At 43.1% G+C, this 13918-nt stretch carries 12 protein-coding genes; 9 read left to right on the forward strand and 3 right to left on the reverse strand.

Annotated elements, in window-relative coordinates; genetic code table 11:
- Positions 1 to 143 precede the first annotated feature (143 nt).
- From aepX to NM125_RS06165, 4 genes are read left to right on the forward strand one after another with little or no spacing between them, the layout of a single operon-like run.
- Entirely contained in the window at positions 144 to 1436 is a 1293-nt protein-coding gene (aepX, locus tag NM125_RS06150) for a phosphoenolpyruvate mutase (RefSeq protein ID WP_255133845.1), read from the forward strand.
- A gap of 5 nt (positions 1437 to 1441) precedes the next feature.
- A complete protein-coding gene (gene aepY / locus NM125_RS06155; RefSeq protein ID WP_255133847.1) occupies positions 1442 to 2566 on the forward strand; it encodes a phosphonopyruvate decarboxylase in 1125 nt (374 codons plus the stop codon).
- 3 nt (positions 2567 to 2569) lie between these two features.
- Positions 2570 to 3658 (forward strand): 2-aminoethylphosphonate aminotransferase, encoded by a 1089-nt coding sequence (locus NM125_RS06160; protein ID WP_255133849.1) that lies wholly within the window; start codon positions 2570 to 2572, stop codon positions 3656 to 3658.
- Positions 3659 to 3666: 8 nt separating this feature from the next.
- On the forward strand, positions 3667 to 6066 hold the full coding sequence (locus NM125_RS06165; protein ID WP_255133850.1) for an RND transporter family protein: 2400 nt from the start codon (positions 3667 to 3669) through the stop codon (positions 6064 to 6066).
- On the opposite strand, the gene NM125_RS06170 is transcribed toward NM125_RS06165, so the two are convergent.
- Both NM125_RS06170 and NM125_RS06175 read right to left on the reverse strand, forming a co-directional pair.
- On the reverse strand, positions 6026 to 6976 hold the full coding sequence (locus NM125_RS06170; RefSeq protein ID WP_255133852.1) for a CDP-alcohol phosphatidyltransferase family protein: 951 nt from the start codon (positions 6974 to 6976) through the stop codon (positions 6026 to 6028). The two genes, NM125_RS06165 and NM125_RS06170, sit on opposite strands and share 41 nt — an antisense overlap.
- Before the next feature lie 6 nt (positions 6977 to 6982).
- Entirely contained in the window at positions 6983 to 7975 is a 993-nt protein-coding gene (locus tag NM125_RS06175) for a phospholipase D-like domain-containing protein (RefSeq protein ID WP_255133853.1), read from the reverse strand.
- A 22-nt stretch (positions 7976 to 7997) separates the two neighbouring features.
- On the opposite strand from NM125_RS06175, the gene NM125_RS06180 reads away from it, so the two are divergent.
- Complete coding sequence (locus NM125_RS06180; RefSeq protein WP_255133855.1) at positions 7998 to 9140, forward strand: glycosyltransferase family 4 protein; 1143 nt, start codon at positions 7998 to 8000, stop codon at positions 9138 to 9140.
- Positions 9118 to 9870 carry a phosphocholine cytidylyltransferase family protein gene (locus NM125_RS06185; RefSeq protein ID WP_255133857.1) on the forward strand — a complete coding sequence of 251 codons (753 nt, stop codon included), beginning with the start codon at positions 9118 to 9120 and terminating at the stop codon, positions 9868 to 9870. Before NM125_RS06180 ends, NM125_RS06185 begins: the two co-directional genes overlap by 23 nt.
- A gap of 37 nt (positions 9871 to 9907) precedes the next feature.
- Here the strand turns inward: NM125_RS06185 and NM125_RS06190 are convergent, their stop codons facing one another.
- Positions 9908 to 10438 (reverse strand): LicD family protein, encoded by a 531-nt coding sequence (locus tag NM125_RS06190; RefSeq protein WP_255133858.1) that lies wholly within the window; start codon positions 10436 to 10438, stop codon positions 9908 to 9910.
- 92 nt (positions 10439 to 10530) lie between these two features.
- Here NM125_RS06190 and NM125_RS06195 point away from each other — a divergent pair, with 92 nt between their 5' ends.
- The 3 genes from NM125_RS06195 to NM125_RS06205 are packed head-to-tail and all read left to right on the forward strand — an operon-like array spanning position 10531 to position 13917.
- Complete coding sequence (locus NM125_RS06195; protein WP_255133860.1) at positions 10531 to 11427, forward strand: stealth family protein; 897 nt, start codon at positions 10531 to 10533, stop codon at positions 11425 to 11427.
- Between the two features lie 14 nt (positions 11428 to 11441).
- Positions 11442 to 13073: a cyclic peptide export ABC transporter gene (locus NM125_RS06200; protein WP_255133862.1), complete on the forward strand. Its 1632-nt coding sequence runs from the start codon at positions 11442 to 11444 to the stop codon at positions 13071 to 13073.
- Between the two features lie 10 nt (positions 13074 to 13083).
- Positions 13084 to 13917 (forward strand): DUF1647 domain-containing protein, encoded by an 834-nt coding sequence (locus tag NM125_RS06205; RefSeq protein ID WP_255133864.1) that lies wholly within the window; start codon positions 13084 to 13086, stop codon positions 13915 to 13917.
- Position 13918: the final 1 nt, after the last annotated feature.

Raw genomic sequence — 13918 nt, forward strand, 5'->3', positions numbered from 1 at the left:
ATGGAATAATTCCCGAATCTTTAAAAAACTGAAGTCATTTCTGCCTTTAAATTATCCCGATATTATTCCAAAAGGGACTGCGATTTGATTCATTCTTGCCTTATTTTGGCTTGATCGAATTTTAAATACCAAATCAGCTGTAAATGAAGCAAGTATATGTAGGGATGGGTACAGATATTATCCATCACGGCCACATAAACATTATTGAAAAGGCAAGAGAGTTAGGGGAAGTGACCGTAGGATTATTGTCGGACGAAGCCGTTACCAAATTCAGCCGCATTCCTTTCCTGGAGTATGAAGAACGAAAGCGTATTCTGGAAAATATCAAAGGCGTCAGCAAGGTTGTTCTCCAAAAAACACTGGACTATGAAGAAAACCTACGAAAGTTAAAGCCTGATTATGTGGTTCATGGAACTGATTGGAAAGTGGGCCCCCAGAAGCACGTCCGCCAGAAAGTTATCAGCATATTGGACGAGTGGGGAGGCAGGCTGGTGGAGCCGGATTATACCGAGGGGATATCATCATCCGGGCTTCGGGAGGCCTTACGTGAAATTGGCACCACCCCCGATATCCGCAGAAAAATGCTGCGACGTCTTTTGTCGGCAAAGCCTATCGTACGGGTAATGGAAGCTCACAACGGCATCTCAAGCCTTATTGTTGAAGAAACTAAAGTAGAAGCCGAGGGTGAACTGAGAGAGTTTGATGCCATCTGGGTTAGCAGCCTCACCGACTCTACCGCAAAAGGAAAACCAGACACGGAATACGTGGACCGGACATCCCGAATTCAAACCATCAGCGATATTCTCGATGTAACCACTAAACCCATCATTCTGGATGGGGACACCGGTGGACCCATTGAACACTTCGAGCTGATGGTAAAGAACATGGAGCGACTGGGAGTTTCTGCCGTCATTATTGAAGATAAATCCGGCTTGAAAAGAAACTCGTTATTCGGAACTGAAGTGAAGCAGGAGTTGGAAGATATTGATGTATTCTGCGAGAAAATTTCCAACGCCAAGAAAGCTCAGGTAACTTCTGACTTCATGATTATTTCCCGAATCGAGAGCCTGATTGCAAATGCAGGTATGGATGAAGCCCTGAAACGCGCGAAGGCTTACATTGAGGCTGGCACCGATGGAATCATGATTCACAGTCGTAAAAAAGATGGCGAAGAAATCTTCGAGTTCATGAAGGAGTATCAAAAGTTTGATTATAAAGTGCCGGCCATTTCGGTGCCCTCTTCCTATAATCAGTTTACCGAGCAGGAGCTGATTGATGCCGGATTTAACATTGTGATTTATGCCAACCACCTGCTGCGGAGTGCATTCCCGGCGATGAAGAAAACGGCTGAATCTATTCTTACTCACAAACGCTCACTTGAAGCGGACCAATACTGTATGTCGATCAAAGAAATTCTGGATATCCTTCCAAACTGATACCTATGCTAAAACCCGCTTTTTTATATGAACAGCTGGAGAAAAAGGGCGTCGAGTTTATGCTGGGCGTACCCGATTCCCTGCTAAAGCACTTTGGCTCTTACGCTTTTGATAAGGGTAATACCTTAATTGCTGCCAACGAAGGCGGGGCATTAGCAATTGCCTCCGGGTATCATCTTGCAACAGGAAAAATTCCGCTGGTTTACCTCCAGAATTCAGGCTTTGGCAACATTGTAAACCCACTTACTTCACTAACCGACGAGGAGGTTTACTCCATCCCCGCTTTGATTATGGTTGGCTGGAGAGGGAAGCCGGGAACCAATGATGAACCCCAGCACCTCAAACCCGGGAGAACTCAGGAAGAGCAATTGAAAGCTCTGGATCTACCCTACTCGATCTTGAGCAGCGATGAACAGCAGGTAGAGAAACAGCTCGGTACGGCCTTTGATACCATGAGGAAGAAATCCTCTCCGTACGTGCTTCTGGTTCCCCCTGATACTTTTGAGAAGTATGCATTTCAGGGCGACTCCAAAACCCATTCATATTCATTGAAACGGGAGGAAGTGCTCGAGCAGCTCGTTCAGAAGTTTGGGGAGAAGGACATTATTGTATCGACCACCGGCAAAACTTCGCGGGAGCTTTTTGAACTGAGGAAAAAACACGGGCTCGGACACCACCGCGATTTCCTTACGGTAGGCAGTATGGGGCACGCATCCCAGATAGCGCTGGGTATCGCTATGGAAAAGAAAAACCGGCGGGTATTTTGCATAGATGGTGACGGAGCTATGATCATGCATATGGGAGCTCTGGCGATTATCGGGGAGCAACAGCCTTCTAACTACTATCATATTCTGATCAACAATGGAGCACATGAGTCGGTTGGCGGCCAGCCCACTGCCGGATTCCATATAGACTTTGGAAAAATTGCAGAAGGCTGCGGATACAAACAAACATTCCGGGTAAGCGATCTCTCTTCTTTGAACGACAAGTTTGATGAGTTTGTGAATGCTGAAGGACCCGTTTTGTTGGAGATCATGACACAAACCGGAGCCCGCTCAGATTTAGGCCGCCCCACGCTTTCGCCCACAGAAAACAAGGAAAATTTCATGCAATTTCTTTCAGAGGATTGACACATGCAGGATCTTGAACGAAAAATTTTACTAAACCCCGGCCCCGGAACCACCTCCCAAAATACAAAGGAAGCTCTGGTAGTGAATGACATCTGTCCCCGTGAAGGAGAATTCGGGGCGATCATGAATGAGATTGTGGACGGCCTGTTAGCAATCGGTAATGGGCAGGATGATTACGAAGCCTGCCTATTTGCAGCCAGTGGCACAGGAGCTGTTGAAGCCATATTGACTTCCGCCCTGGATGCTTCAAAAAAAGTGCTCATTGTTACCAATGGTGCGTATGGCATCAGAATGAGACAGATTTGTGAATCTTATCAGCTACCTCATGAAACCATTCATGAGTTTGGCGATTATCCTGACGTAAAAGCTATCCGACAACGATTACAAGAAGGCGACTTTACGCACCTGGCTGTTATCCATCACGAAACTTCTACCGGCATGATGAATCCGCTGGAAGAATTCTGTGAACTTTGTGATGAACTGGATATCACCCTGATCGTGGATGCCATGAGTTCATACGGGGCCTATCCAATGGACCTGAAAAAGCTGAACATTGATTACCTCGCGGCTTCCTCCAATAAATGCATTCATGGAGTCGCGGGACTTTCGTTCGTGATTTTCAACAAAGAACAGATACAATCTCTCAAGAAAAGCTCCGGCAGCTTCTATTTTGACTTATACAAACAGTGGAAGTATCTGAAGGAGAGCAATCAACTGCGCTTTACACCTCCGGTTCAGGTGTGCTATGCCTTTAAGCAAGCCATTGAAGAAACGCTGAAAGAAACAACGGAAAAGCGATGGGAGCGCTATCAAAGGAATTGGCAGATTTTATACGATGGGTTAAAGGAGCTCGGATTCGAATTTTACCTTCCTGATGAGCAGCAATCAAAAATTCTGATCGCTGTAAAACGTACCGGGATTCTTCCGAAGGGTTTTGACCATTTTCATGACGCATTGTATGAAAGAAACATCACCGTTTATCCGGGCGTTATACCGGAAACGGATACCTTTCGCATGGCAGTGATTGGAGATTTATTCGAAGAGGATCTGAAGTATGTAATTGCTGAGATTCGATCATACCTGAAAAAATGATGAGCTCTGTGAAGACGCGAAACATACTGTTCGTTCTTGTTATCGGTTACCTCCTATCTTTTGGGTTCTTATCGTACAGGGCATTGAACCTTCAGTTCAACGGCGAACTGATTGCCCTGCTTCCCGATGACAACAACCACCTTTCCACCTACAAAAAGCTCGAGCAGCTCAATTCAACCGAGGGAGGCTTTTCGCTCGTCATTCACTCGGATAATGGCGAACCGGTAATTGAGCCGGCCCATGCCATTCGCGATACCCTTTTGAAGCTTACAGCTAATGGAAAACGGATTTTCCGTGGAGCTGAATTAGAGAATGACCTATACGATATCCGGGAATCGGCTTTATTTTTAATGACGGAAAATGAGCTTGACCGGCTTTATGAAGAGGTGGATGAGTACGTTACGCAAAAGAAGCTGGAGGCCAATCCTCTGTACGTGGATTTTGAGAAAGATGGAGCTGAAGAACAACCCAATTTAGAATTAGGAGCCCTTTCTTCGGTTTTGCTTGAGGAAGTAGCCAATACCCGCCGCTACAAAATGAATGAAGATAGCTCGGTCATAAGCATGCTGTTTTTGCCGGACTTTCCGAAAAGTGATTATACAAATGTGGAGCAAACCTACCAGCTGCTGCTGCAAAAGAAATCCGAGATCCAGCAGAATTACAACGGGTTGGAGCTGTTTTGGGGCGGCTCCTACGTAGATCACTACCACAAAATTAATGACATTCAGGCTTCCATCACCAAAGCGCTTATCATTGGCATCCTCAGCCTGATCGGCTTTCTTGTGGCGTACATGATACTTATTAACCGAAAGTCGGCATATAAAGCCGGGTATATCTTGCTGGATCTCGGGCTGATGTTTTTTGTGTTATTCTCCGGTTTCATCATTTCCATTGGCCTGTCTTCATTTTTGTTTAATGAAATCAATGTATTTACGGGCATTATTTTCAGCATTCTGTTCGGCATTAACCTGGACTATATTCTGCACCTGTATTCAGCGAATAAGCAGCACCCACCGAGTCTGACCTCCATTCGCAGGTTGTTATCGTCCTACCTCTTTTCAACCCGCCCCATTCTTTTAAGCTGCCTTACGACCGGACTCGCAATTATGAGCCTGATTTTTGCAGAGTTCAACGGGTTCATCCAATTCGGCATCATATTTTTTATCAATATTTTGGTGAACCTCTTTTCTACCTACCTGTTTTTGCTCTTTTCTCCTTCTGTTTCAAAACGCACGGCCGGCAATCAGGAGTCAGTGAGTTTACTGGATGGGTCTTTACCCGGCCTCAGCAGACGAACCCGATCTGTGGCACTTCCTTTACTGTTGACTGTAATTTCCATAGGTGCTTTTTTCGGGGCCCGGTCGCTTAGTTTCAACTTTAATTTTTCTGATCTGGAGCCCGATTCCGGCCCTTCCGCCTTCGATTCATTCAACTCAGAGACCGAAGAAGGAGGTGGCTACCATGAGCCCTCCTACTTTATCACCGATAACATTCAGCAGTCAAAAGACTTGTTTTTTGAAATCAGCGAAGGTATTGGGAATGAATACAAAGATATTGAACGAGTGGAATCTTTCTCAACCCGCTACCCGGTAAGTGAGCAAGAGTTAAGTATGAAATCCCGGAAAGTAGCAGGCATTCAGCAGCTTTTAACGAATAATGAAGAGTTTCTCGCAAATCTTGATCCCGAAGAAAAGGAAGTGATCGAGATCGCAGAGAATACGGTTCCCCCCACTATTGAGACCCTTCCCAATTATATAAAAAACCGATTCTTCTTTAAGGATGGCTCCATTGCCCCTCTTGTGATTATCTACCCTGCCATGAGTTTGTCGAACGGAGAAACTTCCATTCAGTTTAGAAAAAGCTCCGGCTCTATCCGTATTGATTCCGGGAAAACATTTTATGCCGCCAGTACTTCTATTATTGCATCCAGCATTTTAGAGCTGTTGATCCGCGAATCCACCTTTCTGTTTGTAGCTCCTCTTCTTACAATTTTTGGAATCCTTTTGGTTTACTACCGTTCGTTATTGCAGGCTTTGATGGCAGTCGCTCCACTACTGATTACGATAGGTATGCTGCTCACCATCCGGTCTGTTTTTCCTTTCGATATCAACCTGTACAATGTCATCGTTTTCCCCATCATCATCGGGGTGGGCGCTGATAATGGAATTCACCTGGTGGATTCCTGGATCAAAAATAATTCAGGGTTCTTGTCCTATTTTCTGTCGGAGCGTTTTCCCGTATTAGCAGCCTGCTCAGTAACGACCATCTTAGGTTTTATAGGGCTCATGTTTATAGATCATCCCGGGATGGAATCGGTAGGCATACTTGCCATAGCGGGGATTACCACCACGTTACTGGCCACTTATTTTACTGCACTTCTGCTGCAGACGTACGTTCTAAAGAAGTAAGATCCCAGTCTTCAATCTCATTCAGAATTCGCCGATCTACCTGATTTTGCTTCTTCCCAACTAAAAGATATAGCCCGTAAGAGGCGATATTCGCAATTACATAGATGTCGATGCGCCCAAACAAACTGGATACCAGGATTCCATTCCGCATTACATTAGAACCACACACCCAAGCCCATCCTGCCAGCATTTTTCGACTATTGCGCTCGTAGATTTCTTTGAATTTTTGAGGATCCTGCTCCCTCGCTTCTTCAAAGATTCGGGTTGTTTCATCGCTTCTGAATTTGATCTTGTTTTGTCGCTTCACATAATCAATCAAGACGGGATAGGTAACCTTTCGAAGCAGAGAAGATGTTCTGTCAAAATTTTCTTTGATGTGATCAACGGGCGGATTCCGGTGTTTGGAATCTGTCAGGCTAAAGTGAAGGAACTCCCCTTTATAATATTCATACAAGTTCGATTTGATACTGTGTACATAACCGGAAGTAAGCCCCAAAGCTAATATACCGGCAAGGGTGTATGTATCCGTAAAATAGAGCAACCCGAACAGATAGCAACTGATAAAAACCAGCATATCATTAAAGAAATCGAGGTACTTCCCCATTTCCGATCGCTGATCATAAATACGGGCCGCTTGTCCGTCTGCACTGTCCATCAATCCTGCAAAAGTAACCAGCACAAACCCGATGGAAGTGTACAACAGAACATCCTGCCAATACAGTAAAACCCCTCCGGTTACCCCGATCAGCATCCCCAAAACAGAAATATTGGTGGGAGTAAATTTTAGCTTATGAAAAAACTTGGCAAGCACATACCCACAAGGGCGACTGAAATAAAGATCATAACCTTCCTCAACAATTCTATTCTTAATCGACTTGTCGTACTCGCTGAAAAAACCCTTCGAAGACATCTATGGTTATTTATTTATTAACTGTGAGGTAAATGAAGTTAGCTGTTTTATCAGTTCAGGATTTTTATTCACTATTACCACTTCCTTTTCAAAAAAGTAACTGATGACATCAAAATTTGAAGACCCGTACACAGCTACTTCGTCATCTAAAATAAGCATTTTTGCATGAACCATTTTCCCTGATACGTATTTAAAATTTATTTCAGAATACCGCTTAAGGTTATGTATATAATGCATTAGCGGTTTGTTATTCGCCTTCGGAAGGATCACCTGATTATCCGGAACAGAGGCAATCGCATCCAGCATGGGGTAAGAGATATAGGGTGAGAGCGCAACCACCTTACTACTGGAAGTAACGCGCTCCAATAAATTTGTATAAGCTTCCTTTGTCTTCCACCCGTTTAACAGGTAGAGCACTGTCTTCGGGTTAATTTCTGTAATTGGTGGGGGCGTTGTCTCATTCAGGTCTGCCTGAAATGATACCTTGAGCGCAGCTGCGATATCGGGGTTGGTATGGCGAACCATGGTATCACTCCACTCAAAATTATGTTCCGTAAAATTCATCCCACCCAGATAGGATATCTCCTCATCGACCAGCACCATTTTTTTATGATTCCTGGCCGGATACCGGTGCATCAAAAACCCCATGGGATTGGTGAATTTTACCCGAATTCCGGACTGTCTTGCCTGCTTCAATAATCCGTCTAAAGCCTGCCGCTCTTTGCGGGCATTGTTTTTATTCATCCACCCCTGAGGTGCATTCAGAAATGTATCATTCACAACAAACCGCGAATAATCGTCAATCAACAAAGTTCGTTCGAGGGTTGGCTTGCTGCCGAGCAATTCAATAAGTTTGGTGCCAACCTGATCGGCCTCAAAACTCATGCATTGGATGGAAACTGAATGCCTGGCATTTTGAACATCAGCGGTTAGCTGCTCAAAAAAATGATCGCTATCCATAAAAACACGGATTTCACTGGCAGCGTAATTTTTACACATATACTATCGACGCGGTTTTAATATGAATATCATTCAGGTGTGCCCTTACGATTTATCGATTCCCGGAGGGGTTCAGACCCATGTTACGCAATTAAGTAACGAATTAGTGAGGAAAAATAACAAGGTGGTGATTTTTGCGCCACGGCCAACCAATCCCAACTCAGAAAGAGAGGCAGACTGCGAGGTAAAGCATATAACAAGCAGTACTCGTATTCCCTGGTGGGGAACCTCCATTGATGTATCGGTGCTGAAACCGAATGAAAAAAGCCAGATCCGCCAATTTTTTGATGAATTTAAGCCGGATGTCATCCACTTTCACACTATCTGGAATCCGGTGATGCAAACCCAGCTACTTTGGATGTTACCGGACTCGATAAAGAAAGTTGGCACCTTTCATGATACCCCACCTGATCGTGGGCTGGGTAAACATATCGGTGCAAACCTGATGAAAGTGGGAGCCAAATACTACCTCCCCAAAATGGATGAAATCATTTCTGTATCCGAAACTCAGGCGAAAGCCATGGGTGGTGACCCAGAGAACCTTCCCCAAAACTTTAGAATTCTGCCCAACGGGATTGATGCTGAAGCCGGCCAAAATATGGAAAAGAAATCAACCCCTGACGATGACTTCAGGATCATTTTCATTGGTCGTTTTGAAAACAGAAAGGGTGTCTTTGAGTTGCTGGAAATCTACCGGAGATTACAAAGTGAATCGCTAAATCAAAAAATTTCACTCACTTTAGTAGGGAATGGTCCTCAGCTATCGGAGATGAAGAATTTTGTAAATGAGCATCAGTTGAAAGAAGTGACTTTCCATAACGATGTAGATGATCAGGATAAAAACCGGCTGTTACTGAATTCCGACCTTATGATTGCTCCTGCATTGTATGGAGAAAGCTTCGGAATTGTACTGCTGGAAGCGATGGCACTTGGTGTACGAGTGATCGGGTATGGAAATGAAGGATACCTGAACATTGGAAAGAAATATGGTGTTGAAAACTTTCCGTCACCCGGAGACACTGAGGCCCTTTTCGAGTTGGCAAAACAGCACCTGAAGATGCCTGCCGAAGAGCAAAGCATTCTCATAAAAAAAGGATTGGAAATAGCTTCTAAACACGACTGGAAACTGATTGCCCAACAAATTGAACACATTTATTCACGATGAAATGGAGATAAAAACAGCAATTATATTAGCTGCAGGTAAAGGCACAAGGCTGAGAAGCGTAACCGGTGACGAAATCCCGAAGCCTTTAACCCCGCTAAAAGAACAACCCCTAATTGAGTACTCTATACAAGCATTGAGAAGTGCGGGGGTTCAAAAGATTTTGATCGGTTGTGGTCATTTGCTGCCAGAATTCAACTACCTGGAGAAAAAGTATAGTGAAGTCGAGATCGTTGAGAATCCATTTTACGATACCCGGGCCAGCATTTACACGTTGCTGATGTTTGAGTCGCTAGTGGACGAGCCATTCTATTTACTGGAAGCCGATATTTTGTTCGAACCCACCATTTTTGAACGGTTCACCCCGACAGATGACAATCAAAACCTGATTCTCACCTCTGCCCCCCTGAATCTGGACGACAATGTGTATTTCAGTTCCGAGGCGGGCCGGCTGACCAAGCTCACAAAAAATGCTGAGAAAATAGTGGATCCGGAAGGAGTAATGACTGGAATATGGGCTTTTTCCGCTGGGTTTATGAAGCGATTTACCACATTCTGTAAACAGATTAACATCGATTACAGTGAGGATTACGAAGTGTTATTGGCACAGTACTCATCAGAGCAGGAGGCTATTAGTATTGCTCATTTCCCGGAACTGAACTGGTGCGAAATAGATAATGAAGATCACCTTGAGTTTGCCCTGACTGATGTGTTGCCAAAAATCATACAATGATTTTCCGGTTGAAGTTCTGCAGAGGGCTCAACTAACCCTAAGGCTTTTCCCAGTAGCCTGTTTCAGGGTTTCGAACTGCATCCTTATCCAAACAGCCATAAATAGTTTTCAGGTACGCTTCGGTTTTGTCAGGTATGCGTGTTTGCAGCCCCCGAATCTCGAAGTCTTTGGTCGGAAACACCAAGTCCTTCAGGCTTGGAGAATTATAGTTTTCCCAGTCCGTTTTTTCCGTACTGAATAATTGATCTCCTTCCTCTCTGTAAAAATAGATGTCAGCATCAAAACCCTTATAACTCATATACAGTTTAGGGCCGTTATGCCGGTTAGAGGTATCATGCATAGTAAGTTCCGCAGGCAGCTTATCCAGATTATCCAAAATATAGGGATAGTGTTTCTCATGGCAACCATAATCGATATCGATATCGTGGGCAATGATATCATTCTCCCTGTAAAAGCCCAGCAAAGTGCCGAAATCAACCCAATAATCTACCTTTATATCCTGTAAAAACCGGTTGGAAGACTCGAACAGCTCCCAAAGTATTTGTTGCCTTAAGTCTCCGTTATTCATTCTCGTATGAACTAATCTTTGAGTATATTCCTGCAGTCGTCTGAAATGGTAACTTATGGGGTTTAACAAAAAGTCCTCCTTATAATCACTGAATGAATTTTGATGTAGTTTACACGTGGGTCAACGGATCAGATCAAGAGTATGCAAAAATCCGTGATGCCTATGCATCCAAAAAAAAAGACACCAATCCTGAGCGCTATCGTGACACCTTCCAAATGATCCGTTATAGCCTGCGTTCACTCGAAAAGTACTTTAACAGATTTAACAAGATATACATTTTAACAGCAAGACCACAGGTGCCCGAATGGCTTGATGTAAGTAATGAACGAATTGAGCTAGTGCATCACGACCAGGTAATTCCGGATAAATATCTTCCCACGTTTAACTCAAATGTTATTGAAAGTTTTCTTCATAATATTCCCGGATTAAGCGAGAATTTTCTCTACATGAATGACGATTTTTTGTTTGGTGCCCCTGTTAGCCTGCAATCATTTTATAAGGATCATAAGTATCGAGTGTACAATACCTTTTTTGGTGAAAATCTGAAATGGAGAATCCATGACGGATACAGAGATATTGTCGGATTGGGCATCATTGAACATCAGCCTATTATGATAAATAAGAAATACTGGAAAGAAGCCTTCTCGGTATTTCCCGACAAAACCGAGAACACCCGTCAGCATAAATTTCGGAATGACCGCGATTTATTTCCTTTGAAGTTATATCGGTACCACATGCTGAAACATCACCGTAATGAATCGGACCCTGTATGGATTACCGAACTAATTAAAATCTTCAGATTTCATAAATTGACCAATAATTTCAGCAAACAACAATCTTTCTTTGATAAAATGAAAAGGAACAGCCCGGAATTTTATTGCTTGAATGATGACCTCCGCGGCAATCCGAACCCAAGGGTTGTGGAGCTGGTGAAAGAGTTTTTGGAGCAGAAGTATCCGGCACCTTCTTCATTTGAATTAACTGATTAGTACACGCACCACTTATGCGGTTTATCGCTTTACTTATAAAATCCTCAATGCCCATATTTCTGATATCCAGTATATCCAGTGCATTGACGGGACTGTGTTCAACTTTCTTAATAAAAACAATACATCAGGCGGTTACATCTGCTGAATTTACCTTAGATCAGTTCCTGTGGAATTTCGGTTTATTTGCTTTGGGGTATATGATTTTTGCCTTCATAGCTTCTTACTCGGTATCAAAGCTCATCCAATCGATTGTCCATAAACTTCGTGAAGATCTCTCCCGCAAAATCCTGAAAGCTTCTTTTGAATCGGTTGAAAAAAAGCAGCCGAAGCTTCTGGCAATCCTTACGGAAGACATCAAAACAATTGCCTACTCGCTTGACCGACTCCCCGGTGTAACAACCGGCATCGCTACTGTTTTGGGGATTGTGGCCTATCTTGTGTTTTATTCTCCAATCCTAACCGTTGCAACAATTGTACTATTTGCCCTGGTCTTTCTATTTACGAAAGTCACCTTACCGTTCGTTAAAAAATATTCTGACCTGGCCCGTGAACAACTCAACGATTTGTACCAGCATTTTGAAGGCTTAGTGTTTGGAATAAAAGAACTCACATTAAATAAAGATTTCAAAGAGTCTTACTTGAATAAGGAGATTATCCCTACGAGCAGGATACAGAACCTGCATGCCCTGAAAGAGAATGTTATTGCTTCTTTTTCCAATCGCATGACGGATATCGTATTGCTTATGGGTTTGGGGGGAATGATAATCGCTATTTATAAAACCGGTTTTGTTGATTTGGAGTTTTTTGGGCAATACCTGACACTCGTTTTATTTACGCTGGCCCCTCTATCCACAGCAAGTGGCTTTTTAAGCAATTTGAAGCGTATCGAAACCGCCCTGGAGCAAATAGAATCGATTGGCCTTACAATGGATAACACCGATGGCTCTATAAATGAAATTACATTAGATGACACAAAAACCGGGCTGCCCCAAATTGAGTTAGAAGCAGTAGTACATCAGTATCTCAATGATGATGGAGGGAAAGTATTTGAGCTTGGGCCGATTGACTTAAAAATTAATCAAGGTGAAGTAATCTTTCTTGTAGGGGGAAACGGTTCCGGTAAAACCACCCTTGCAAAAATTATTACAGGCTTATATAAACCGGTGGGTGGCAATCTTAAGTATTACGGTCAGCCTGTTAACGACCGAAACCTGAAGCACTACCGTTCACATTTCGCCACCGTTTTTTCGGATTCGTATGTATTTGATCACCTTCATCATATCTCTGTAGGAAAAGTTGACAGAGAAGGTGATTATTTGATTGAATTGCTGGAACTAACTGATAAAGTTTCTATCGTTGAAAACAGATTCACCACAAAAAAGCTTTCGGATGGCCAACGAAAAAGGCTCTCATTAATTCAGGCTATACTCGAGGATAAGGATATATATTTGCTGGATGAATGGGCTGCTCATCAGGATCCACACTTCAAGACTATCTTCTATAACAAGATTATTCCCTTCCTTACCGAAAAAAGGAAAACAGTTATCGTAATAACACATGATGACCGGTATTTTGATACCGCGAATCGCGTGGTAAAAATGCAAGATGGGAACATTGCAGCAAAAGACTCACTCGTTACTAAATAGAGCATAAACCTTGGGGACTAAAGCCAATTATATTATTTCCGCAGCGGATGAAAGGTACTTCCGGAGTTTCCTTCAGCTCTATCATTCTTACATTCAAACAGAAGAGTTTAATAACAGTGGATTTATATTTTATGACATAGGTTTGAATGAAGAACAAAGAGTCTATCTAAAAGAACTACAATCAAAAAATGGTCATAATTTTACCTCTCATAAGTTTGATTTTGAGAACTATCCTGAGTTCGTGAAACTGAAATACAAAACCTATTCATGGAAGCCAATCATTATTCACGAAGTCATTAATCAGAGAGAAGCAAATATCCTGTGGCTTGACAGTGCCAATATTATCCTCAAGAACCTGAAGCCGATATGGAATGTGATATCTGAAACCGGCAGTTATGCCCCGTTTAGCGGTTCGGGCACGCTTGACGAGTGGACGGTTCAGGAGACCTTAGATTACATGAACGTTCCACAGCGTTGGTACGGGAAACGTAACCGGGCTGGTAATACCTGTGGATTTTCATATTCCAATAAAGTGATTAAAGAGGTTATTGAAAAGTGGAGAGAGTTGGCATTAATTAAAGAGTGCATTAAGCCGGAAGGCGCTAATCGAAGCAATCATCGTGATGATCAATCCCTGCTTTCCATTTTACTTATGGAAGCTGCTGAAAAAGATAACCTCACCCTAACAGATGACGAAGTTGACATCAGTTCGTGGAATCCAACTTCATTCATTAGTGTCAGAAATTTCGTTTCACCAAGTATTCCCGAAAGCCTGAACGTACTAACCATTCCTTACTTCAAAGTAGTCCGCCAAATTGATATGCTCATTAACCGCCTTTTCTGAT

Origin of the sequence: Gracilimonas sediminicola, from assembly GCF_024320785.1 — a bacterium.
GTDB lineage: Bacteria > Bacteroidota > Rhodothermia > Balneolales > Balneolaceae > Gracilimonas > Gracilimonas sediminicola.